Genomic DNA, 24,204 nt, shown 5'->3' on the forward strand with positions numbered 1-24,204 from the left:
GTAAAGATTACATGGCTATCGAAATCAACGTACCGGATATCGGTGCAGATGAAGTTGAAGTCACCGAAGTGCTGGTGAAGGTTGGCGATAAAGTTGAAGCTGAACAATCGCTGATCACGGTTGAAGGTGATAAGGCTTCTATGGAAGTCCCTTCTCCGCAGGCTGGTGTCGTGAAAGAGATTAAAGTCTCTGTCGGTGACAAAGTTGAAACTGGCAAACTGATCATGATTTTCGATTCCGCCGACGGTGCAGCTGACGCTGCACCTGCCAAGGCAGAAGAGAAGAAAGAAGCGGCTCCGGCTGCTGCTCCAGCGGCATCGGCAGCGAAAGACGTCAACGTACCGGATATCGGCGGTGACGAAGTCGAAGTGACTGAAGTACTGGTTAAAGTAGGCGACACCGTTGCTGCTGAACAGTCTCTGATTACCGTAGAAGGCGACAAAGCGTCTATGGAAGTCCCGGCACCTTTCGCAGGTACGGTTAAAGAGATCAAAATCAGCACCGGCGATAAAGTCTCTACCGGTTCTCTGATCATGGTATTCGAAGTGGCGGGAGCAGCACCTGCTGCCGCTCCGGCACAAGCCGCTGCTCCTGCAGCAGCTGCGCCAGCGGCCTCTGCCGCTAAAGAAGTTAACGTACCAGATATCGGCGGTGACGAAGTCGAAGTGACTGAAGTGATGGTTAAAGTTGGCGATAAAATCGCCGCTGAGCAATCACTGATCACCGTAGAAGGCGACAAGGCTTCAATGGAAGTCCCTGCGCCGTTCGCGGGTACGGTTAAAGAAATCAAAATCAGCACCGGCGACAAAGTGAAAACCGGTTCACTGATCATGGTCTTCGAAGTGGAAGGCGCTGCACCTGCGGCGGCTCCAACTGCTAAGCAAGAAGCGGCACCTGCTGCACCAGCTCCAGCAGCAAAACCTGCTGCTGCACCGGCTGCGAAAGCAGAAGGCAAGAGCGAGTTCGCTGAGAACGATGCTTACGTTCACGCAACGCCGGTTATCCGTCGTCTGGCACGTGAATTCGGCGTGAATCTGGCGAAAGTGAAGGGTTCTGGTCGTAAAGGCCGTATCCTGCGCGAAGACGTTCAGGCTTACGTGAAAGATGCAGTGAAACGCGCTGAGTCTGCGCCAGCTGCTGCCGCTGGCGGCGGACTGCCGGGCATGCTGCCATGGCCGAAAGTCGACTTCAGCAAGTTTGGTGAAGTGGAAGAAGTGGAACTGGGCCGCATCCAGAAAATCTCTGGTGCTAACCTGAGCCGTAACTGGGTGATGATCCCGCACGTTACGCACTTCGACAAAACTGACATCACCGATCTGGAAGCGTTCCGTAAACAGCAGAACGCCGAAGCTGAGAAGCGCAAACTGGATGTGAAATTCACCCCAGTTGTCTTCATCATGAAAGCCGTTGCCGCTGCGCTTGAGCAGATGCCACGCTTCAACAGTTCTCTGTCTGAAGACGCGCAACGTCTGACGCTGAAGAAATACATCAACATCGGTGTTGCGGTTGATACCCCGAACGGTCTGGTGGTTCCGGTCTTTAAAGACGTGAACAAGAAGAGCATCACTGAGCTGTCTCGCGAACTGATGGCGATCTCCAAGAAAGCCCGTGATGGTAAGCTGACTGCTGGCGAAATGCAGGGCGGATGTTTCACGATCTCCAGCCTGGGCGGCATCGGGACTACGCACTTTGCGCCGATCGTCAACGCGCCGGAAGTCGCTATTCTTGGTGTGTCTAAGTCCGCGATGGAACCGGTCTGGAATGGTAAAGAGTTCACTCCGCGTCTGATGATGCCGATGTCTCTGTCCTTCGACCACCGTGTCATTGACGGTGCTGATGGTGCTCGCTTCATTACCATCATTAACAACATGTTGTCTGACATCCGCCGTCTGGTGATGTAATCGAAAAGCCGGCCTGACGGCCGGCTTTTTTCTGATAAGCTGTAATTTGTTACAGCTGTCAGTGATCAAGGACAAATCGTTAGTCGCTTGTTGTTTCAAAATTGTTAACGATTTTGTAAACTACTGCGGCAAAGACACGTCCCGGTGGAAGAGGGCGTTATTAAAAATACACCCTATGGATTTCGGGTGGCAGGAAGGCGGCAAGGGGCTGAATCTCTGGGAGCTTACTCAAGTAAGTGACTGGAGTGAAGACACGATGCTAACGCACCTGCCACTTGAAAGACGACGGGTGTGACGTCACAGACCCGCCGGAAATCAATTAAGAGGTCATGATGAGTACTGAAATTAAAGCTCAGGTAGTGGTACTTGGTGCCGGCCCCGCGGGTTACTCTGCTGCATTCCGCGCGGCGGATTTGGGTCTGGAAACCGTACTGGTAGAGCGCTACTCCACGCTGGGTGGGGTGTGTCTGAATGTGGGTTGTATCCCTTCCAAAGCCCTGCTGCACGTTGCTAAAGTTATTGAAGAAGCCAAAGCACTGGCAGAACACGGTATCGTGTTCGGTGAACCTAAAACCGACATTGATAAAATCCGTCTGTGGAAAGAAAAAGTCATCACCCAACTGACCGGTGGTCTGGCTGGCATGGCGAAAGGCCGTAAAGTTAAAGTGGTTAACGGTCTGGGCAAATTCACAGGTGCCAACACGCTGGAAGTTGACGGCGAAAACGGTAAAACGACGATCAACTTCGATAACGCGATTATCGCGGCGGGTTCACGTCCAATCCAACTGCCTTTCATTCCTCATGATGACCCGCGCGTATGGGATTCTACCGATGCACTGGAGCTGAAAAGCGTCCCAGGACGTCTGCTGGTTATGGGCGGCGGTATCATCGGTCTGGAAATGGGTACCGTTTACCATGCTCTGGGTTCACAGATCGACGTTGTTGAAATGTTCGATCAGGTTATCCCGGCTGCTGACAAAGATGTCGTTAAGGTCTTCACCAAGCGTATCAGCAAGCAGTTCAACCTGATGCTGGAAACCAAAGTGACGGCAGTAGAAGCCAAAGAAGATGGCATCTATGTGACGATGGAAGGCAAAAAAGCGCCAGCCGAGCCACAGCGTTACGATGCGGTTCTGGTTGCTATCGGTCGTGTACCGAACGGCAAAAACCTGGATGCTGGCAAAGCGGGCGTGGAAGTTGACGATCGCGGCTTCATCCACGTTGATAAGCAAATGCGCACCAACGTGCCACACATCTACGCTATCGGCGACATCGTCGGTCAGCCGATGCTGGCGCACAAAGGCGTGCATGAAGGCCACGTTGCTGCCGAAGTGATCTCCGGTAAGAAACACTACTTCGATCCGAAAGTGATTCCTTCTATCGCCTATACCGAACCGGAAGTAGCCTGGGTAGGTCTGACTGAGAAAGAAGCGAAAGAGAAAGGCATCAGCTACGAAACCGCGACCTTCCCATGGGCGGCGTCTGGCCGTGCTATCGCGTCTGACTGTGCTGACGGTATGACCAAACTGATTTTCGACAAAGAAACTCACCGTGTTATCGGTGGTGCGATTGTCGGTACTAACGGTGGTGAACTGTTAGGTGAAATCGGTCTGGCGATCGAGATGGGCTGTGATGCAGAAGATATCGCACTGACCATCCATGCGCACCCAACGCTGCATGAGTCCGTTGGTCTGGCGGCTGAAATCTTTGAAGGCAGCATCACCGACCTGCCGAACCCGAAAGCGAAGAAGAAGTAAGTTCGCTCAGGTTCGAATAGCGTGAATTCAATCCGGCACCTTTTAGAGGTGCCGGATTTTTTTTACGCATCAGAGGCGGGAAACACTCGCGCGCAGAGGAAATCGACGAGTGCCCGTACTTTTGGTGACGGGTGTTTGCTGGCAGGCCACAACACATAGAAGACGCCGCTGCGCTCCACATAGTCGGTCAGGATCGGCTGTAGATGGCCGCTGGCCAGCGGTTCACGGATGGAGAAGTCTGGCAGGTAGGCGATCCCCAACCCTTGCAGTGCGAAACAGAGGCGCGTTTCGATGTTGTTGCAGACCATCGAGGTGGGTAATGGCAACTCTGGTTCGCCGGGGGGAAGTCGTAGCGCCCACGGCTCCAGTTCTGCTGCTTCGATTTCAGCCAGAATTCGTCGGCTACGCGCCAGAAATAGTGAGCCTGACGGTCAATGTGATGCTGTGCGTACTGCGGTGAAATAGCCTCACGCCCAGTTTTTCTTCAAGCCGTGCGACGCTTTTGCCAACCGCAGACGCTGACACGCCCAGTAGCCGGCCAGCGGCATTGTTCTGCCTGTCCGTACTGGCGCTTGGCGTGGCAGGTGATGTACCAGCTGTGGTCTATGCGGCAGTGGCCGTCTGGGGGTTAGCCTTCGGCGGTGCGGCGACGTTATTCCAGACGGCTCTTGTCAGAACGGCTGAAGGGGGGACTGACGTGGCGCAGTCTATGTTGGTTACCGCCTGGAACATGGCTATTGCAGGGGGAGGTATCATCGGTGGTGTTCTGCTGGAGCGCCTCGGCGTTGCTGCTTTCTCTCCGGCGCTGTTGGTGCTGTTATTGATTGCGTTCGTTGTGGTGTGGTCTGCCAGACAATACGGCTTCCCTATGACGCGACGCTAGGGTGTCTGGTGCGATTTTTTGTTCACGTGAGCCTGCGATGAATCAACCTATTTCCCTGTTTCGCCTGGCTGCAATGTTTATGGGGAGCGCCGCGGCGTAAATTGGCTAAAATGTGCATGATGTTTGGTATGATAGTCCCCAACGACGAGCAACAGGCTATGCTTACAATGTCACCAGTACTCAACGATAGCGGGAGTTTTGATATGGCGATTCTTCCAATGTCATATAGTCCCGCCACTATGGCGCGGGAATATCGGAAAATTGGCGAAACGAGTGTGAACGGTCGCGCGGTGGATATTTATATCCATAACGAGCGGCATCATGCCGTTGCTATATATGGAGAACCCGATGACGTTAACGGAGATTTACGGCATGTTGTCGTCGCAAAGATTGACCTAAAATCTCGCCACAGCAATGATGAAACCGAGACTATTTTGGCGGTCATCGGTTATTACGAAAATCAGCAACTGGTAGATGACACTCTTGCTCAGGTTGAAGGTGTGATTGTCACTAAACGTGAACGAAACGCCAATGTCGCTAGCGCCATGTATAAGGCGCTCATTAATGACGGCATTGTGCTGGTGAGTGATAACGTTCAATTCCCAGGTGGGAAAGCCTTGTGGGCACGTATGGCGCGTAAAGAAGTGGGTATTCAGGTATTTGTATTCGACTCAGAACAGCGTGCGTTTTGGCCGTATGACGGAGAACGAATCCGATATGATGGTCGCAGTATTCCCGAAAGCGATATCTGGAGCCTTGCACCGAATGAATCGCGCAAAGGGGTTGTGCTGGTGGCTGAACGTAAACGAGGTGAATCCGTAGCCTGATGTCATTTTTCGCCTACTGCTACGATGAATCATAATCCGGCACCGTAAAGGTGCTGGATTTTTTTTGCCTGCGGCTTCGCAGAATGCGCGTTCCGTCCGTTTATTTTTAGCGGCGTCAATTACAATCAAACCTCAAAAAGAAACGACGTTTTATTTTTGAGGTTATGATGAATCTTAATACCTTACGCTCCTCTGTCTGGCTACTGGCGGCTTTGCTGACCAGTCCTTCACTGATGGCGAACGATATGAACCCTACGATTCAACCCGCGACAGATCAGGCGGTGACGGATGAAGGACTGCCTTCATTTTATCCGCAGCTTAAACAGCAGATGACCTACACGGATTCCTGGCTATCTGGGCGTTTTACGGATTTTAGCGAGTGGCAAGCCCAGTCGAGAAAAACGCTGCGCTCACTGCTCCTGACGCCGGATTCCACCAAAGACTTTGCCCCGCAGGCGATGGAAAAACAGGATCGCGGCAGCTATACGGCGGAGAAAGTCGCCTTTAACCTGACCGATGAAAGCCGCGTAGACGCGTTGCTCCTGACACCAAAAAGTGCGGGGCTGCACCCTGCGGTGATCCTGCTGCACGATCACGGCGCGAAGTTTGATATCGGCAAAGAGAAGATGATTAAGCCGTGGGGCAATGACGCACAGCTCGATTCCGCACAGGCATGGGCAGATAAGTTTTTCACTGGCCGCTTTGTCGGGGATGAACTCGCGAAGCGGGGCTATGTGGTGTTGGCGGTCGATGCGCTAGGTTGGGGATCGCGCGGGCCGATCAAGTATGAGCAGCAGCAGGCGCTGGCGAGCAATTTCTTTAATCTGGGGCGCTCACTCGCGGGGCTGATGGCCTACGAAGACATGCGGGCGACGGACTTTCTGGCATCGCTTGAGCAGGTTGATAAACAACGCATCGGCGTCGTGGGTTTTTCAATGGGTGCCTATCGTGCCTGGCAGCTCGCCGCGCTGTCCGACAAGGTAGCAGCAACGGCAGCGGTGTCCTGGATTGGCACGTATGACGGTCTGATGACGCCGGGTAACAATGTGCTGAGAGGGCAGTCATCATTCTATATGCTGCATCCGGGGCAACCGACGCGCTTTGATTTCCCCGATGTGGCGAGCGTAGCTGCACCAAAACCGATGCTGCTATTTAACGGCGGCCAGGACAAACTGTTCCCGACGCAATCTGTTGAAGATGCTTACGCCAAAATGCACAAGGTGTGGCAATCCCAGCGGGCAGATAGCAAGCTGCAAACCAAAATCTGGCCTGATCTGGGGCACGTGTTCTATCAGGAACAGCAGGAAGAGGTGTTTCGCTTTCTGGACCAATGGCTAAAACCCTAACCGTCAGTGCCTGAATTATAATAAGTTTTTTGATAACATCAGCTTACTGATGCATGACTCGCCTCTGCGTGCCGCGGCACTCGGAGGCTTTTTAATTTTACAGGGATGAAGTGATGAAGAAATACCTGGGTATTATCATGATGGCCTTATGGCTGTCGGGCTGTAACGGAGAAGAAACCCTGAGCGAGGGGAAATATCTGGTTGAAGATATCAGCGTAGTGTTTGATAACAGTAAAAATCCTGAAGCCAATAAAAACAGAGATAACCTTCAGGAACATATCGCAAAAAACCTCAAGAGCATTAAAAATGACCTCTATTTTAATCTGACGCCGACGCAGGTGAGTTACTACAACGAGGATGGCGAATATACCGAGGAGATGAAAGACAACCGTATACGGGTCAACGGTATGTGGCACACGCTAAACATCACCGGGAAAAACACGGTTACGTTCGTATCGGATAAAAGCGCTGCCTGTGCGTTTTATTATTGTGAAATCACCATGGTCTTGAAAAAGACGGAAGAACAGTCACCCGGTTTACTCAAAATCCAGCAGCGTTTTGAAGAACATAAAAAAGCCTATCAGGCGTGGCTTCTTGAAGAGAAAGAAACATTTAACCGCGCGCCGATGGATGATTTCCCCGGTATCCCCTTTTATCCCGAAGAATATTTCACGATTAAGCTGCCGTTTAGCATGTACGACAAGCTGAGCCTACAAGAGCACGGGATGTATATTCGCAAGATGGGGCGTCTGCTTATCGATCGGGAAAATAAAGACACGCAGATCTACACCTATCGGGATAAGCAGCATAACACCGACTTTGACCTGCTTACCGTTAGCGCGGCAAAAGAGGATTTTAATCTGGCATCGTGGCTGGAAGGGCAAAAGGGTGTGTTGTTCCAGTCGGAAAACGGCGCGGCATATGATAATCAACAGGGCAAATTGGAAGCCGTCTATTTTCAATATGATGAGGCTAAGCAACGCTACTTTATCGGGGTAGCGAATGCTGAGGACACCGTCGCGTTAGCCAACGCGTTTGCCGTACTGCGTACGATGGATGAACGTTACCGCGGCGAGCAGGCATTGTCGATGTACGATTTAGCATTGTCTCAGCCGGAATTGGAAGCGAAATATGGTGTAAAGATCGCTGATGAATTTAAGATCGCAGAAATGCATCAGGCTATCTGGAAAGCACTCGAACAGCGCATGGAAAAGCCTGAGCGCTTTATTAAACGGAGCATGTCAAAAACGCGCATTGAAATACGATTCCCGTCGGAAGTGTTTAAGTACGATGTTTATTTTAAGGTAGCTCCTCAGTCGATTCCTGAACTCATGGCTGAAACCAAAGAGATCGTCCCCGAAGGTAAAGAAGCTGATAACCTTTTTATTTATGGCGACAGCGCGTTTGTCGGCTATGAATACGATGTGAATGTGGGAAGTGGACTCACATTACAATTTTTAGTCCCGAAAGATGCAGGCACGCCGCTGGAACGTCTGATGTTCCTGCATGTATTACGTCAGCTTGATGTGACGCGATTCCCGGCTATTTCCGCGCAAGAGAAAAAGAACCTGTTTACGTATGGTGAAGCGACGTCATTTAAAAACAACCTTGATAATCGCTACTTCAAGGTAGAAGAAGGTCTCATCGACAGCACGGGCAAGCTGATCGTCAAGAATCCTGATGATGGCTATTTCAATTTTGACTATCGCGCTCCCCATATACTGGCGACCCACTATAAATCAGAGGGGGAAGGGAATTACTCCAGAGTGCCGGGCGTGACGGTATTTGATGAAAAAGGGAAATGGCTTTCCCATCAGGCGGATTAAGCCGATCTGACAGCGTGGTGGTTGTCGGCAATGGTATTGCCAATAATAGTATTACCAGTAATCGTGCTGTCGATAATGACGGTTATCGACAGCAACTCACATCCCTGCATCCTGCTAAAACCAGTGTCTTGCTAAAACAGTGTCTTGTTAAAACAACAGCCCAAGCAAATAGCGTAAATCGCCGTCCTGCCGTAATGCGCAGCGGTCGGCGATCTGATTGCTGTCGAGATGCGCCAGCGAACCGATCGTTTGCCGCAGCTTGGCGCGGAGATCGGTAGGGCGCGCCGAGGTTTCCTGACGTGTGGTGCGCTGGATTAGCGTGCTGCCGTTACGTAAGTACAGCGTCACCTCATGAAAGCGCGCCTCTGGGTCAAGCTCATCGGGTGGCGCGGTTTCATCGGCGCGGCGTATGACGCGGTTCGCCAGCGCGGCGATCGTGGTTTCAACCGGGGCCTCTGAAAAATGAGCCAGCTTTAGCTCCCCTTCAATCAGTGCCGCCGCAATCACATATTCCAGGCTGAACCGGGCTTCTACACCGTTTGTCGCGTTACGGATAAAGGGAGCAACATCGCCGCCCGGTGGGAAAGTCACCGTGATCTGTTCGATGGCATCGGCCAGATCGGCATCCGCCCCATTCTGCTGATGCCACCGTTCCCGCAGGGCAAACGCGGCTTCGGCAGCGCTGTGGGTGCCGCCACAGGTTGGGTAGCGCTTGAACTCCAGACCGGGAGACAACATACGCCACGGTGCGCCCCAGTTTTCAACCAGCAGCTCCGGCTGCTGTTTTTGATCGCCGTGCGCCGCAAGAAAGGCGTCAACCACCTGCTGTTCGTTGCCCTGGAAGCCCGCCAAGCCCAGCTTGACGGCGGTTAGCCCCGCTCTGGCGGAAAGCCCGGCATGTAGCGGTTTGACCGCTGAGCCAAACTGCGCCCGCAGCCCAGCGGCCTGCGTGGCCGCCAGACCAAGAATGGTTTGCGTCTGTTCTACCGACGCGCCAGCCAGACGTGCAGCAGCGGCAGCGGCGGCGATAGCGCCGAGCGTCGCCGTGTTGTGGTAGCCGAGGCTGTAATGACGCGGGCCGCATGCCAGCCCGATTCTGCCTGCGGCTTCCACACCGATCACATACGCCGTCAAAAACGCCTCTTCCGTGACGGAGGAATCTTCTGCCGCCAGAGCAAACAGGGCAGGCAGAATGACGGTGCTGGGGTGGCCGCGAAACGCCGGATGATAATCGTCAAAATCCAATACGTGTCCTGCATAACCCAGAATCAGGCTACGCGTCAGGCTGTCCGTGCCGCTGAAGACCTGCTTTAACGGCGCAAGCCCGCTATCGGCAATCGCACCTTGTACGATGGGAAGTGCGGTGGAAACGAAGTCAGTCACCCCGTTACGTGCGGCCTCTAGCGCTTCTCGATTAGGTTCGCTATGGATGATGTGGTGGGCAAGCGTTGCGGTGATATCAGTCTGATTGGTCATGGATAGTCATGTGCTGGCAGAAAAACACTAATTTACTGCGCATCGCTGAATAGCGATTAATAACCAAACGGAATAATAAATTCCATTTGGTTATTAGTGATTGAGAATCAGAAGCGGTCTTTTAGCTGCCCCGGCGTGATACCGAATGCACGACGCAGAGCGGTGGCAAAGTTAGCGGGGCTGTTGTAACCGGCGATGCTGGCCGCCTGTGCAATGCCGATGCCGTCTTTCTGCAAGGCCAGCATGGCGCGCTGCAAACGGCAGTTACGCAGGTATTCAAACACGCTCATATTGAACGTCTGACGAAAATGGCGCTGTAGCGTGCTTTCGCTCATGTTGACGCTTTTGGCGATTTCACTCATCGAAAGATGGTCGGCGCTGCCGCTTTCCAGCATATCTCTGACCTGTTGAATGCGATGGTAGCTGCGCAGGGTAACACCGCTGCTTTTTTCCTGCGCGACGCTGGCGGTCAATGAAGTAAACGCCTCGATAATCAGGCTCATACACTGCATTTCCAGATACAGGCGCTGGAGGGGCGTTTGACAAGGTTCGGCATCCAACGTTTGTAAAGCAATCGCCAGCGCCTGCCGGGATGGTGTCCACAGGTGTGTCGCCAGATGGGTCTGCGTGAAATCGTGGATAGCCTGCCAGTCGCCAACGGTGTCCATCATATTGCCGTACAACCATTCCCTGTCGAACGTCAGCGTAATCGTTCGCTCATATTCATCGCGCTTGCCGATGCGGGTAAACATCGTCGGCTCCGTCAGCGCAATCAGCGAGGCGGGCTGCTTCTCTCCCAGATGCAGTTCCTGATGACCAAAGGAGATGTGCGCATTGCCACTTACCACGATGGCCAGCTTGATTGCGCCATCCAGCAGGTTTTGGGTTTTCATGTTGTGACGATTAATCACATCCGCGGTATGCAGGATCAGATGGGGATTGAGCTGTACGACAGTGAACGACCCGAATAGCACCGGCGTGTTATCGATCAACCGAGGGCCGATAAAACGGTAATTATTCGCGACCAGACTCGATTGCTGAACGATGTGATCTTTATAGATCGGCTTTGATGACTGAGTGAAGCTGCGCACGTGATTACCTACCTGATTAAACCCTTCGACCTGCGCCTTCCATTTTGATGCTTTGGCAAAACATTTTGCTGCTAGAGCAAACCCCGTCCTGAATGACAAATGTAACAATGACCGCGCCAAAATGGTAATGCAAATACTTCTCAATAGCATTTTTCGTTGAGGACATCACATTGCACGATAAATGCATTTTCCATTTCCGGCAATGCGGAGAAAAGGGCTGATTGATTACACACAGCATTTCATAACAACACGACGTGATGCCGTTGGCATGACGCTTCTCCCCGATAACCGCCACGTTTACGCGTTTTATCTCCGCCGTTATTCAGCGTTTTTGCTGATTGTCGTTAGGTGTCGCTGTACCGGCTGCGATGTTGATCCTTTTTCAGGCTACTTATTCATTTCTTACAGGGCAGGATAATTTTGATGAAACTACCACAATCGCGTCGTTATTTGGCGACGCTCATTGGCGTTAGCTGCGGGATGACGTCGTTTCTGAGCGCTGCGCAGACCTCGCCTTCAACGGAACCTGCCCCTCAGGTGCAGAATCAGGCCGAAAGTAAAGCATCGGGCGATACGATGGTGGTGACGGCCGCTGAGCAAACCCGTCAGGCTCCGGGCGTGTCGGTGATTACGGCTGAAGATATCAGTAAACGTCCGCCTGCTAACGATCTGTCCGATCTGATTCGCACCATGCCGGGCGTCAACCTATCCGGTAACTCAACCAGCGGCCAGCGCGGTAACAACCGCCAGATCGATATCCGCGGCATGGGACCGGAAAACACACTGATTCTGGTGGATGGCAAGCCCGTGTCGAGTCGTACAGCCGTGCGTTACGGCTGGCGCGGCGAGCGCGATACCCGTGGTGACACCAACTGGGTGCCTGCTGATATGGTCGAGCGCATTGAAGTGCTGCGCGGCCCAGCCGCGGCGCGCTATGGCAACGGCGCAGCGGGCGGTGTGGTTAACATCATCACCAAACAGCCGACGCAAGAATGGCACGGCACCTGGAATACCTTCCTGAACGCGCCGGAGCATAGTTCAGAAGGCGCAACCAAGCGTACCGATTTCAGCCTGATGGGCGGTCTGACTGACAGTCTGAGCTTCCGTCTGTTTGGTAATCTGAACAAAACCCAAGCTGATGCGCGCGATATTAACCAAGGGCATCAGTCCGCACGTGCGGGTAATCAGTCAGCTTCACTGCCTTCCGGGCGCGAAGGGGTGCGTAATAAAGATATCAACGGCCTGTTGCGTTGGGATATGACCAAGCAGCAGTCGCTGGAATTCGAAGCGGGTTCCAGCCGTCAGGGCAATATCTATGCGGGCGATTCGCAAAATACCAACACCAACCCGCTTGTCGTGAGTAATTATGGCAAGGAAACCAACCGCATGTACCGCCAGAACTTTGCGGTCACGCATCGCGGCTACTGGGACAGCGGCGTCAGTTCTACGTCGTATCTGCAATACGAACGTACGCACAATACCCGTATCCTTGAAGGACTGTCTGGCGGTTTAGAAGGGATTTTTGATACCACTAATCCGAACCAATATGGCACGATCAAGCTGGATAATTTCACCGCGCACAACGAAGTGAATCTTCCGCTGAATCTCTGGGTCGAGCAGGTGCTCACGTTCGGGGTTGAGTGGAACGAGCAGAAGATGACGGATCCGGTGTCGAACACGCAGACGACAACCGAAGCGGGAAGCATAGGTTCACTGAGCAGTAGTGGTCGTAGTGAGAAATCCGCGGCTCGTCTGGCTTCTGCCTTTGTGGAAGATAACGTCCAACTGACGGACAGCACCATGTTGACGCCGGCGTTACGTGTCGATCATCACAGTACGGCAGGCACCAACTGGAGCCCGTCGCTCAACCTGTCGCAGGAACTGGGTGATGACTATACGCTGAAGTTAGGTATCGCCCGTGCTTATAAAGCGCCGAACTTGTACCAAACTAACGAGAATTATCTCCTCTATAGCCGTGGACAGGGTTGTGCTGGTGGCACGTCTTGCTACCTGATCGGCAATGAAGACCTGAAGGCGGAAACCAGCCTGAATAAAGAGATTGGTCTGGAGTTTCACCGTGATGGGTTGATCGCGGGTATCACCTATTTCCATAACGATTACCGTAACAAAATTGAAGCAGGCAACAATGTCATCGGTAAAGCGGTGGGCGGAACCAATTCCCAATATGCTAATGCCAACATCTTCCAGTGGGGCAATGTACCGAAAGCCGTTATTCAGGGACTGGAAGGTAACCTGACCGTTCCTGTTACGGAAAGCATCAACTGGCGTAACAACCTGACCTGGATGCTGGAATCGAAAAATAAAACCACGGGCGATTATCTGTCGATTACGCCGGAGTTTACCCTGAACTCATCCGTAGACTGGCAGGCAACGGAGAACCTTTCCTTCCTGGCCGATGTGACCTGGTATGGTCGTCAGAAGCCGAAGAAATATAACTACAAAGGTGAGCGCGTAACGGGTAGCGCAACCAATGAGTTAAGCCCTTATGCGCTGTTCGGGTTAAGCAGTACCTATAAGTTTAACAAGAACCTGAGCGTGACCGGTGGTGTCGATAACCTGTTTGATAAACGCCTGTTCCGCGCGGGTAATGCGCAGGATGTGGTGAACAACAACGTGGTTACCATTGCGGGTGCCGGTGCGGCAACCTATAACGAACCGGGACGGACTTTCTTTGTCAGCGTGAATACGTCGTTCTAAGTTTTATATCCGTCATACTGAATCGCGAACGCCACGGCGCCATTGTGCCGTGGCGTTTTTTTTATTGCGTGCCATCCTTGGCCTTCACCTTGCAGGCCGTTGGCGTTATCAGGGACAGAAAATGCCTTTTAAGGTGGCGACGATTTTTTCCACGTCCTGATTTTCGATGCGGTAGTACAGCGTTTGTGATTCGCGCCGATAGCTAATCAACCCTTCTTCACGCATTTTTGCCAGATGCTGCGAGAGGGCGGACTGGCTCAGCGGGATGTGTTCAAGCAGCGTGCCAACCGACATTTCGCCGTGCTCGATAAGCAGACAAAGCACCAGTAGCCTGTTTTCATTGCCAATCGCGCGCAGCATAGCCGCTGCTTTTGCGGCACCGTCCTGCATGAATTCTCGATCCGAATTGCTCAACGCCATGTTCCTGCCATCCTGCGTAACTGACTAATTTAGTGATGCCTAATATATTGAGCTTATCATATCCCCGGCTTCGAGCGAGGATAATGACTAACATCGATAAAACAATTCATAACGGAGCCCGCGCGATGTGACGTGCGGTTTACAATAGGGGCGTTCCTCCCTAGAATAGCGCGACATCCTTTCCTGAATCTGCTGCTGCAGGAAAAACAACCTTCTCTCCGAAACGGGAGGAGCGATTTTTTGTTTTTCTAGGTAGCATCATGTCTACATTTACTCGCTTACAAAAACGTTTATCCCGTTTGGGGATAGACACCGATTACCAACATTCTATTTATCATCTCCGCAGGGAGCATGCAGAAGCGCAGGTTCTGTTGCCGGACACGTTGCCGCTGGAAGAAAAGGCGGTTCAGCAACTGCTGGATTTCGCCTCGGTACAGCTACCGGGCAGCGATGCGCGTGTCTGTGTCGCGCGCGCGACGCCGGATTTCCATCCCGGTACGCTTGCGCCTGTCGGCAGCATTGTCGCCACAACGGAGAACTTCGTTATCCCTGCGGCGATTGGGACGGATATCAATTGCGGCATGCGACTGCTGACGACGGGCGTGCATCATACGGATGCCGATGAGCACAAACCCGCGCTGATTCAGGCGCTCAAAAACACGTTACTGCTGGATCGGCGTGATGTTCCTGTTACGCCGGATTCGTTTTCCGCGCTCTTTGACGAGGGGTTGCCAGCGTGGCTGGCGGCATTGCCTCAGCAGGGGCTTTGGCAGGAGGTAGACTTCCGACGCTTGTCGGCGGAACTTGGCTCCATTGCTGGAACTGGGGCGGTTCGTGCCGATAGTCGACATGCGCCTGAGCCGTTTTTTGCGCCGCGCGAGATACTTCGACCTTCCAGTCTGGGCACGGTAGGGGCGGGTAACCATTTCGTCGAGCTGCAAATTGTCGATGCCGTGTTGGACAGGCACGCGGCGTATCAGGCTGGCGTGCAGGAAGGCGAAGTCGTGGTGATGATTCACACCGGTTCACGGGACGTGGGTTTTTATGTCGGCCAGCGTGGGATCGATAAAGCGCGAGCCTGTTGGCCTGCGGGAGAAAAATATCCGGCGTCCGGCCTGTTTGGTCTGGTTGAGGAGCAGGCGACGGAGTATATGGAAGCTATGGGCGTCGCCGCACGTTATGCGTGGATCAACCGGATCGTGCTGACTGAACTGATTCGCTCTTCCTGGAAGCAAGTGTTTACGCATGACGCCAGCAAGCTGGTGGTCGATCTGTCGCATAACATTATTCTGCCGGAGCACGGAATGAACCTACATCGCAAAGGCGCGACGCCCGCCAAAGCCGGGGAATTTGCGCTGATTCCCGGTTCAATGGGCGATTACTCTTATCTCGTTACAGGAAAGGGAAATCCCGACTGGCTGTGGTCGTGTTCACACGGCGCGGGGCGTGCCGAACGTCGGCAAAATATGCGTAACAAGGTCGATACGGCGAGTCTGGCAGATACGTTGCCCTGGCAATGCATCACGCTGAAAGACGAACGACTGCGGGAAGAAGCGCCAGCGGCCTATAAGCCGGTTGCGCCTGTGATTGATATTCAGGCGCAGTCAGGGCTGATTCAACCTGTGGCACGGCTACGCCCGTGGCTGACGTTTAAGGCCTGATGTGACCCGCTCTGGCGGGAATTGATGCGATATTCTTTGTACTAAAAATAACGACCCAATCGGCAAGCTGTCGATTGGGTCGTGTGTTCTTCGTTGCCGGAATCCGTTTGTCAGGCATCTTTCAGAGGAATAAACGCAGCAAATTAGGGCTTTTGTTTGATGACGTTATTGGCACCGCTGGAAGAGAGCTTTGGTTCTGTTCCTCCCCATGAGAGGCGGTTGCTGATGCCATTGAAGGAAACAATGGCAGGGCCTTTAAAATCCAGATCGAGATGATGTTCCGTGCCCGTTACATTCACCTTTGCGGGTTTATCCTCGGAAAAAATGTGCGTGCGGATGGTGTTTTTATACGCGGCGACGGTCAGGTCACCCGTCGATTGACCAGTGGCGGCAATCTCTGCACCGGTCACGATAAGCGAGGTCGCGGTATCGAACGTGATGTTGTGCTCAGAGCCCGCGACGGAAATCGTGGCACATTTGCCCGTCAGTACGATGTTGTTGCCGTTGCCTGAAATATTGACATTATTGCCATTACAAGGAATATCGCGCGTTAAACCGATACCCTCCAGCTCGATGGGGGCGGCATAGACGGATGCGGTGAACGCGAAAGCAGAGACGAAAACCATTGGCAGATACCGTATTATCTTCATGGCGTTTTTTCCTGTTATCAAAGAGGTCATCCGGCATCGTTGCCGTAAAGGCACCTATCATCTGTTAACACTTTTCCCGACTCTATTGCGAACATTCTGATTATCGCTACGCCATCAAACGATGATTAATCGCGCTATGTTGTTAAAAACTTACCTATTATGTGGTTAACTCAGCATAGTTAGTGTGTGCCGTCAGGGACATGCTATTCTGCTGATGTCGGCATTTTTTAGTGATAGTGAAATTGGGCACATAGCATAGTTGAATAAAAATTAATGTTGCTATTATGTGAACGAATTAACAATCAATTCAAATCCTGATATGCTGACGAGGCTGGACCGGACACTCTACTACCTTACATCCACACGCTGGCACCCAGGCATGGACACCACAAGCGGGAACAAGAGCGCCGGGCATAATGAAGACAATGAGAGCGAGGAGAACGTCGTGCTAGAAGAATATCGTAAGCACGTAGCCGACCGGGCTGCGCAGGGGATTGTTCCTAAACCGTTAGATGCCACGCAGATGGCCGCGCTGGTTGAGTCACTCAAGAATCCCCCGGCGGGCGAAGAAGAAGTATTGCTTGACCTGCTGATTAACCGTGTCCCCCCCGGCGTTGATGAAGCCGCCTACGTGAAGGCTGGTTTTCTGGCTGCCGTCGCCAAAGGCGAAGCCACTTCCCCATTGGTCACCCAGGAAAAAGCGATCGAGCTGCTGGGCACCATGCAAGGGGGCTACAACATTCATCCGCTGATTGATGCGTTAGACAACGACAAGCTGGCACCGATCGCCGCCGAAGCGCTGTCCCACACGCTGCTGATGTTTGATAACTTCTACGATGTAGAAGAAAAGGCGAAAGCAGGCAATGCGCACGCCAAGAAAGTGATTCAATCCTGGGCTGATGCCGAGTGGTTCCTGTCCCGCCCGAAACTGGCGGAAAAAATTACCGTTACCGTCTTTAAAGTCACCGGTGAAACCAACACGGATGACTTGTCTCCGGCACCTGATGCCTGGTCACGCCCTGACATCCCGCTGCACGCGCTGGCGATGCTGAAAAACGCCCGTGAAGGTATCGATCCCGATCAACCTGGCGCCGTGGGCCCGATCAAACAGATCGAAGAACTGAATAAGAAAGGCTTCCCGCTGGCTTACGTCGGCGACGTTGTCGGTACCGGTTCGTCGCGTAAATCGGCAACCAACTCCGTACTGTGGTTCATGGGCGAAGATATTCCTTATGTCCCGAACAAACGCGGTGGTGGTGTGGTGCTGGGCGGTAAGATCGCCCCGATCTTCTTCAACACGATGGAAGATGCCGGTGCGCTGCCGATCGAAGTCGATGTGAACGATCTGAATATGGGTGATGTGATTGATATTTACCCGTATGAAGGTGAAGTGCGTCGTCATGACACCAATGAAGTGCTGGCGACCTTCGCGCTGAAGACTGACGTCTTACTGGATGAAGTCCGCGCTGGTGGCCGTATTCCACTGATTATCGGCCGCGGTCTGACCTCTAAAGCGCGTGAGTCACTGGGCTTGCCGCACAGCGACGTGTTCCGTATTTCCAAAGCGGTTGAGGTCAGCAAGAAAGGCTTCTCGCTGGCGCAGAAAATGGTGGGACGTGCCTGTGGCGTTGCGGGTATTCGCCCTGACGAATACTGCGAACCGAAGATGACGTCTGTAGGTTCACAGGACACCACCGGGCCGATGACCCGTGATGAGCTGAAAGATCTGGCCTGTCTGGGCTTCTCCGCCGATCTGGTGATGCAGTCGTTCTGTCACACCGCAGCCTATCCGAAGCCGGTTGACGTGACCACGCACCACACGCTGCCTGATTTCATCATGAACCGTGGCGGCGTCTCGCTGCGTCCGGGCGATGGTGTTATCCACTCCTGGCTGAACCGTATGCTGCTGCCGGATACCGTCGGTACGGGCGGTGACTCACACACCCGTTTCCCAATCGGTATCTCTTTCCCTGCGGGCTCCGGTCTGGTGGCGTTTGCTGCCGCGACGGGCGTGATGCCGCTGGATATGCCGGAATCTGTTCTGGTGCGTTTCAAAGGGAAAATGCAGCCGGGCATTACTCTGCGCGATCTGGTTCACGCCATTCCGCTGTACGCCATCAAACAAGGCCTGCTGACCGTTGAGAAGAAAGGCAAGAAGAACATCTTCTCTGGCCGTATTCTGGAAATCGAAGGTCTGCCAGATCTGAAAGTCGAGCAGGCGTTTGAACTGACCGACGCCTCGGCGGAGCGTTCTGCGGCTGGCTGTACGATCAAGCTGGATAAAGCGCCGATCATCGAGTATCTGAACTCCAACATCGTGCTGTTGAAGTGGATGATCTCCGAAGGCTACGGCGATCGTCGTACGCTGGAACGTCGTATTCAGGGCATGGAAAAATGGCTGGCCGATCCACAACTGCTGGAAGCGGATGCCGATGCCGAGTACGCCGCAGTGATCGACATCGATCTGGCCGATATCAAAGAGCCGATCCTGTGTGCGCCAAACGATCCAGACGATGCTCGCTGGTTGTCTGACGTGCAGGGCGAGAAGATTGATGAAGTCTTCATCGGTTCCTGTATGACCAACATCGGTCACTTCCGTGCGGCAGGTAAACTGCTGGATAGCCACAAAGGCCAGCTGCCGACCCGCCTGTGGGTTGCGCCGCCGACCAAGATGGATGCGGCACAGCTGACCGAAGAAGGCTACTACAGCGTGTTTGGTAAGAGCGGCGCGCGTATCGAGATCCCAGGTTGCTCGCTGTGCATGGGTAACCAGGCGCGCGTAGCGGATGGTGCGACTGTCGTTTCCACGTCGACGCGTAACTTCCCGAACCGTTTGGGAACCGGCGCTAACGTGTATCTGGCCTCTGCCGAACTGGCTGCGGTTGCGTCGCTGCTGGGTCGCTTGCCGACCTCGGAAGAGTACCAGACCTACATGTCGCAGGTGGATAAAACCGCGCAGGACACCTATCGCTATCTGAATTTTGACCAGTTAGGTCAATATACCGAGAAAGCGGATAGCGTGATCTTCCAGACGGCGGTCTAACTCGCTATAGTTCGCATCTCTACACCGAAGGAGGCCTTGTGCCTCCTTTTTTTCTGCCCGTTTTATACGCGTCATACCTCACGCTGCCTGTGCATTGGCGGTTGGCATCGTGCCTTTGCAGCATGAAAGGTGAAGGTGTATCACGACGAGAGGGGGCAGAGGCGACTAAACTGAACAAAAGAAACATCACAGTGAGGATGGCATCATGGACTATGAATTTTTGCGGGATGTGACGGGCCAGGTCATCGTGCGTATGTCGATGGGACATGAAGCGATCGGACACTGGTTCAATGAAGAAGTGAAAGGCCAGCTGACGATCTTGACTGACGTTGAAGAGGCGGCGCGCTCTGTTGCGGGCAGCGAACGACAGTGGCGGCGCGTGGGGCATGAATACACGCTGTCGCTGGATGAAGAAGAAGTGATGGTGCAGGCAAATCAGCTGTCTTTCACCACCGATGAGCTGGAAGAAGGCATGAGTTATTACGACGAAGAGAGCCTGTCTTTATGCGGTCTGGATGATTTTCTGACGCTGGTGGAAAAGTACCGCGATTTCGTCCTGCATTGACAGAACGGTGAAGGAAAAGCGTGCTGGAATCAGTACGCGGGGAACCGTTGACCGTTATCTGCATCAATCATCGGTACCTGTCAGGTTAGGCCTGAGTGAGAACAAGCAGCTTGCGTTCAATGATTCTGGACAGCAGCACAATAAAAGAAATCAGCACTAAGTAAACCAGCGCAGCAAACAGGTATGCACTGAAAAACTCAAAGTTAGTTGCCGCGACTTCCTGAATGCGGGAAAAAAATTCAGTGTACTGGATGAGAAAAGCGATGGTGCTGTCCTTGATATTATTAATGACCTGATTAGTCAGGGCGGGCACTGAGGTGATTAATACCTGAGGCAATATCATTAAGCGAAATATTTGCCATTGGCTAAACCCTTGTACGACGGCCGCCTCTGCCTCGTACTTGTTCAGGGAATTGTAAGCGGTTGTCATATAGGCGGCGTTATAAGCCCCGATATTAAGGGTAAATCCCGTTACCGCGACAGCGAAAGGCGATAAGTTAATACCGGTTTGTGGCAAGCCATAATACATGACAAATAAAATAAGAATTAATGGCGTGCCGATAAAGAAGTCCATATACATTTCTGTTAGCTTTTTAACGGCTGGCCGGTTGCTGATACTCAGAAAAAAAATAACAATGCCCCAGAAAAATCCCGTGAGAGAAACCACTATCGCCAGCTTTACTGTTTCGCCGATTCCGTCAAGCACCAGTGGAAGCTGATCTATCAGCTCGTGATAAAAACTCATCCATCCGGCAAGCATATTACTTTTCTCCAAAAAAATAATGAATATCCGGCTCGCCATTGAGGGCTGACAGCTCTGCGAAAGATCCTTCAGCCCGGATCCTGCCATAGTTTAGGAAGGTCACTCTGTCGCAAAGCTGTTTAGCCAGACGTATATCGTGGGTGACGCACAATATGGTGACTTTCCGCCGGTGAAGCTGCTTAATAAGCGAACCTACTTCACGTGTCATGAGCGGGTCGAGGGCGGATGTCGGCTCATCAAACACAATAATTTCAGGATCGGTGACCAGAGCACGGATGAGAGCAACGCGCTGTTGCTGGCCGCCAGAGAGCTGTGAAGGGTATTTCATACTGTGCTCCTCCATACCCAGCCTTTCCAGTTCATATAAGGCTTTAGTTCTGGCATCGCGTTCGGAGACGTTAAATACTTTACGCAGCGCCAGAGTAATATTGTCCATAACGTTCAGATGGCGGTATAGCGCGTAGTTCTGAAAAACAAATCCAATTTTTTTCCTGAAATCGAGAATATTAAACTTTTTATCGGTAACGTTATGACCATGAAAAAATATATTACCTGTATCCGGGCTTTCAAGCTGGGCGAGACAGCGCAGCAACGTCGTTTTGCCACAGCCAGATGGACCCATGACGATTTTTATTTCGCCATGCTCAATCTGTAAGTTGAGATTATCCAGCACCTTTTTGCTACCGAGTGTCTTACTGACCTCGCGTAATTCTATTAATGTCATCTATTGCCACCCTGATTTTTCAAGCCGCCTTACGGCAATAATAGATAATTTGTAAATGAGAAAATAAAGTATTGCCGCCAGCGTATAAATGACCAGACCGTTCATCGTGACTGCGGTCAGAGACATGGCCTGCTTGGTGATTTCCGGTATGCCAACCGTGTAGGCAAAAGGTGTGGCTTTTAATACCGATGAGAATTCGTTGGCTACCCCAGGAACAGAAAAGCGGAGCATTTGCGGTAGCTCGATGTATCTTATAATTTGTAATTTCCCGAAACCTGCGGTCTTGGCGGCAGTAATCTCTGACGGATCAACCAATTGAAGTGCACCGCGGAACACTTCTGCAAGATAACTCCCGCTGATTAATCCAATGCTAATGTTCATGGCAAGCAGGGGGGGAATACTCAGGCCTATTGCCGGAAGGCCGAAATAAACGAGGAAAACGGCGATTAAAACGGGAATACCACGAAAAATGAAGACCAGAATATCCAGTATGTTCTTCACCGAGGGAAAAACCAGTCGCCGTAACACGGCGACGGTTAATCCAATAACCAAGGCTGATGCAAAACACGTCAATGTAACGATGAGCGTGTACTTGACACCTTCAAACAAGAAATAATAGATGTTTATCATATCTTGTGATGACATCGTTTTTTATTTCATCCACTTATCTACGATGCCCGATATTTTTTCTTCACCCTGTTCACTCTGCCAGGTATTAAAGTCATCGCGCACCGGTGAACCTTTCTTAAAGGCAAACCCAAGGTGATCAACGCCTTTAAAAACATGGCGGCTTTCAATCGGGGCTTTTTGCTTGTTCTTGTAGTTAAAGTAAACCGGGTCTTCTATGAAGGCGAGATCGAGATTGCCATTTTTCAAATCGGCAATGGTTTCATTATAAGAGGGATAAAGTTTAACTTTGCTGAGCGAGTAATATCCTTTGGGTTCCAGATCGGTTTTTATCAAATCGGCATAAGCCATACCTCTGGGGAACCCTACAGAGTATTTTTGTAAATTCTTCAGATCGCTCAGGTCTATATCGCGGTTATTCAAGCTCACCAGATTAAATGAATTCACATAATAGGGCGCAGAAAAATCCATGACTTTCTTACGTTTATCCGTGATGGATATCCCTGAAAATGCGACATCAGCCTGACCGCTTGCCACGGCACCCAGCATGCCATCCCATGAGTATTCTGTTATTTTCAGTTTGCAATTTCTCTCCTTACAATAAGAAGAGAAGAGTTCAAGATCGATACCTTCTAATTTCCCGTCAGCGGATTTAAATAGCATCGGTGGTGAAGCTGGAGAAACCGCAACGTTAAGTGTCTTTCCATCGACAGGATTGGCGGCGAAAGCCGTAAATGAGGTTATTCCTAAAATTGTGCCGAATAGAAACGTTTTGAGTAACATGCTGGACTCCTGAATGTAATAAAAGATACACACGTATTTTGAATCAACCATAGGAGAAAAGTATTGCCACTATCGCTGTCGGCAAAGGGTAAAGGCCGTATTTCAAATAGAAGCCGTATTTCTGCCAGAATACAGAGCCTCAGCAATGCGCCATTTAAATCGTAATTTAAATTTATAAGATAGATAGTTTTATATTGTAACTATTATTTATTGTTATTATCACTAAAAAAACTACTGAGTGATAAATATAATCACCCCTTCCTCAATGTGCAAATTTTGTCCAATCAATTATCTTATGGGAGAACCGATCTACGGCTACGGTGAGATATGCGCGTTCGCATGAGAGGGAAATGGGTGACGTGGCGCTCGCCTTTGAATTCGCGAGAAGGGGAGAGCAGGTGGGTTTGTAAACAGTGGAAAACACCACCCGGCGAGCGAGTGGTGTTTTTCATCAATCAGCCAAGATCGGCATGACCAAAGCGCGCCTGCCAGTCGTGATCGAACCGGTTAAGCGCATCGTCAACTGCAGGATCTTGCAGGAACAGTTCAGCAACGGCAGGGTCGACGGTAATCGCCCGACACCCCGCCAGCAGGCAGTCCAGCACCTGACGCGGCGTGCGAAAGCTGGCTGCCAGCACCTGAGTTTGCGGGCTGTGCAGGTTAATCAGGGTTTGCAGCTCTTTCACGAGCGCAATCCCATCGCCACCCTGCGCATCGATGCGGTTGACGTAAGGCGCGATATAGCGAGCGCCAGCCAGCGCGGCATAAAACCCTTGCCCCGCACCGTATACAGCGGTGCCGAGGGTAGGGATATCGAGCGCCGTCAATTGCCTGATGGCACTCAAACCCGCATGCGTCACTGGCACTTTGACGACCAGAGAAGGAATCACCTCTCTGAGCTTCAATGCCTCTTCCACCATCACATCAGGATCGCGCGACATCACCTGAGCAAACAGCTGTCCTTCCGTGCCGATAATGGCCTGCATATCCCGCAGCACGCTGTAAATATCGGATTTTCCGCGTGCGACAATGCTCGGATTGGTGGTCACGCCTTTAATCGGCAACACGCCAGCGAGTCGTTCTACTGCGGCGACATCCGCCGTATCTAAATAGAATTCCATCATTTCCCCCGTTAACTAAAAC

At 52.0% G+C, this 24,204-nt stretch carries 18 protein-coding genes and 2 pseudogenes; 10 read left to right on the forward strand and 10 right to left on the reverse strand.

The features are described 5' to 3' along the window. Positions 1–11 precede the first annotated feature (11 nt). Positions 12–1,901, forward strand: coding sequence for a pyruvate dehydrogenase complex dihydrolipoyllysine-residue acetyltransferase (gene aceF, locus Q3A88_RS03630; protein ID WP_104212766.1), 1,890 nt, complete (start codon positions 12–14; stop codon positions 1,899–1,901). Positions 1,902–2,233: 332 nt separating this feature from the next. Next, positions 2,234–3,658: a dihydrolipoyl dehydrogenase gene (lpdA, locus tag Q3A88_RS03635; protein WP_014916629.1), complete on the forward strand. Its 1,425-nt coding sequence runs from the start codon at positions 2,234–2,236 to the stop codon at positions 3,656–3,658. 62 nt (positions 3,659–3,720) lie between these two features. Here the strand turns inward: lpdA and Q3A88_RS03640 are convergent. Beyond that, positions 3,721–4,204: pseudogene (locus tag Q3A88_RS03640) on the reverse strand (LysR family transcriptional regulator); the annotation flags it as partial. On the opposite strand from Q3A88_RS03640, the pseudogene Q3A88_RS03645 reads away from it, so the two are divergent. From Q3A88_RS03645 to Q3A88_RS03660, 4 genes and pseudogenes are all read left to right on the forward strand, one after another. Beyond that, a pseudogene (locus tag Q3A88_RS03645) lies at positions 4,200–4,541 on the forward strand (MFS transporter); the annotation flags it as partial. The pseudogenes Q3A88_RS03640 and Q3A88_RS03645 sit on opposite strands and share 5 nt — an antisense overlap. Before the next feature lie 116 nt (positions 4,542–4,657). Further along, positions 4,658–5,368 (forward strand): hypothetical protein, encoded by a 711-nt coding sequence (locus Q3A88_RS03650; protein WP_239005580.1) that lies wholly within the window; start codon positions 4,658–4,660, stop codon positions 5,366–5,368. A gap of 167 nt (positions 5,369–5,535) precedes the next feature. Continuing rightward, a complete protein-coding gene (locus Q3A88_RS03655) occupies positions 5,536–6,714 on the forward strand; it encodes a dienelactone hydrolase family protein (RefSeq protein ID WP_317177455.1) in 1,179 nt (392 codons plus the stop codon). A gap of 113 nt (positions 6,715–6,827) precedes the next feature. Next, positions 6,828–8,540 (forward strand): hypothetical protein, encoded by a 1,713-nt coding sequence (locus Q3A88_RS03660; protein WP_317177414.1) that lies wholly within the window; start codon positions 6,828–6,830, stop codon positions 8,538–8,540. A 147-nt stretch (positions 8,541–8,687) separates the two neighbouring features. On the opposite strand, the gene Q3A88_RS03665 is transcribed toward Q3A88_RS03660, so the two are convergent. After that, the gene (locus Q3A88_RS03665; RefSeq protein ID WP_317177415.1) at positions 8,688–10,016 is read right to left on the reverse strand and encodes an MmgE/PrpD family protein; all 1,329 of its coding nucleotides are present in this window, start codon (positions 10,014–10,016) and stop codon (positions 8,688–8,690) included. 107 nt (positions 10,017–10,123) lie between these two features. Continuing rightward, entirely contained in the window at positions 10,124–11,107 is a 984-nt protein-coding gene (locus Q3A88_RS03670) for a helix-turn-helix transcriptional regulator (protein WP_014916622.1), read from the reverse strand. Between the two features lie 423 nt (positions 11,108–11,530). Between Q3A88_RS03670 and Q3A88_RS03675 the strand changes: the two genes are divergently transcribed. Continuing rightward, positions 11,531–13,825 carry a TonB-dependent siderophore receptor gene (locus tag Q3A88_RS03675; protein WP_317177416.1) on the forward strand — a complete coding sequence of 765 codons (2,295 nt, stop codon included), beginning with the start codon at positions 11,531–11,533 and terminating at the stop codon, positions 13,823–13,825. Between the two features lie 108 nt (positions 13,826–13,933). Here the strand turns inward: Q3A88_RS03675 and Q3A88_RS03680 are convergent, their stop codons facing one another. After that, positions 13,934–14,245, reverse strand: coding sequence for an ArsR/SmtB family transcription factor (locus Q3A88_RS03680; protein WP_039317193.1), 312 nt, complete (start codon positions 14,243–14,245; stop codon positions 13,934–13,936). A gap of 260 nt (positions 14,246–14,505) precedes the next feature. Here Q3A88_RS03680 and Q3A88_RS03685 point away from each other — a divergent pair, with 260 nt between their 5' ends. Next, positions 14,506–15,906, forward strand: coding sequence for an RtcB family protein (locus Q3A88_RS03685; protein WP_317177417.1), 1,401 nt, complete (start codon positions 14,506–14,508; stop codon positions 15,904–15,906). Between the two features lie 143 nt (positions 15,907–16,049). Here the strand turns inward: Q3A88_RS03685 and Q3A88_RS03690 are convergent, their stop codons facing one another. Then, positions 16,050–16,556: a DUF3060 domain-containing protein gene (locus Q3A88_RS03690; protein ID WP_317177418.1), complete on the reverse strand. Its 507-nt coding sequence runs from the start codon at positions 16,554–16,556 to the stop codon at positions 16,050–16,052. A 445-nt stretch (positions 16,557–17,001) separates the two neighbouring features. Between Q3A88_RS03690 and acnB the strand changes: the two genes are divergently transcribed. Both acnB and yacL read left to right on the forward strand, forming a co-directional pair. Beyond that, on the forward strand, positions 17,002–19,599 hold the full coding sequence (acnB, locus tag Q3A88_RS03695; protein WP_100018553.1) for a bifunctional aconitate hydratase 2/2-methylisocitrate dehydratase: 2,598 nt from the start codon (positions 17,002–17,004) through the stop codon (positions 19,597–19,599). Positions 19,600–19,804: 205 nt separating this feature from the next. Then, positions 19,805–20,164 carry a protein YacL gene (gene yacL / locus Q3A88_RS03700; RefSeq protein WP_014916617.1) on the forward strand — a complete coding sequence of 120 codons (360 nt, stop codon included), beginning with the start codon at positions 19,805–19,807 and terminating at the stop codon, positions 20,162–20,164. An 85-nt stretch (positions 20,165–20,249) separates the two neighbouring features. Here yacL and Q3A88_RS03705 read toward each other — a convergent pair whose 3' ends face one another. The 5 genes from Q3A88_RS03705 to fsa all read right to left on the reverse strand — a co-directional run bounded on the left by Q3A88_RS03705 (position 20,250) and on the right by fsa (position 24,182). After that, positions 20,250–20,924, reverse strand: a complete 675-nt coding sequence (locus tag Q3A88_RS03705; RefSeq protein ID WP_040031999.1) for an amino acid ABC transporter permease — start codon at positions 20,922–20,924, stop codon at positions 20,250–20,252. A 1-nt stretch (position 20,925) separates the two neighbouring features. Then, positions 20,926–21,651, reverse strand: coding sequence for an amino acid ABC transporter ATP-binding protein (locus Q3A88_RS03710; protein ID WP_039283380.1), 726 nt, complete (start codon positions 21,649–21,651; stop codon positions 20,926–20,928). Beyond that, positions 21,652–22,296, reverse strand: coding sequence for an amino acid ABC transporter permease (locus tag Q3A88_RS03715; protein ID WP_110162415.1), 645 nt, complete (start codon positions 22,294–22,296; stop codon positions 21,652–21,654). A 6-nt stretch (positions 22,297–22,302) separates the two neighbouring features. After that, positions 22,303–23,061 carry a transporter substrate-binding domain-containing protein gene (locus tag Q3A88_RS03720; protein ID WP_317177419.1) on the reverse strand — a complete coding sequence of 253 codons (759 nt, stop codon included), beginning with the start codon at positions 23,059–23,061 and terminating at the stop codon, positions 22,303–22,305. Positions 23,062–23,516: 455 nt separating this feature from the next. Further along, complete coding sequence (fsa, locus tag Q3A88_RS03725) at positions 23,517–24,182, reverse strand: fructose-6-phosphate aldolase (RefSeq protein ID WP_039317201.1); 666 nt, start codon at positions 24,180–24,182, stop codon at positions 23,517–23,519. Between the last annotated feature and the right edge of the window lie 22 nt (positions 24,183–24,204).

The organism is Pectobacterium sp. HCp5_1 (genome assembly GCF_032905925.1).
GTDB lineage: Bacteria > Pseudomonadota > Gammaproteobacteria > Enterobacterales > Enterobacteriaceae > Pectobacterium > Pectobacterium brasiliense_A.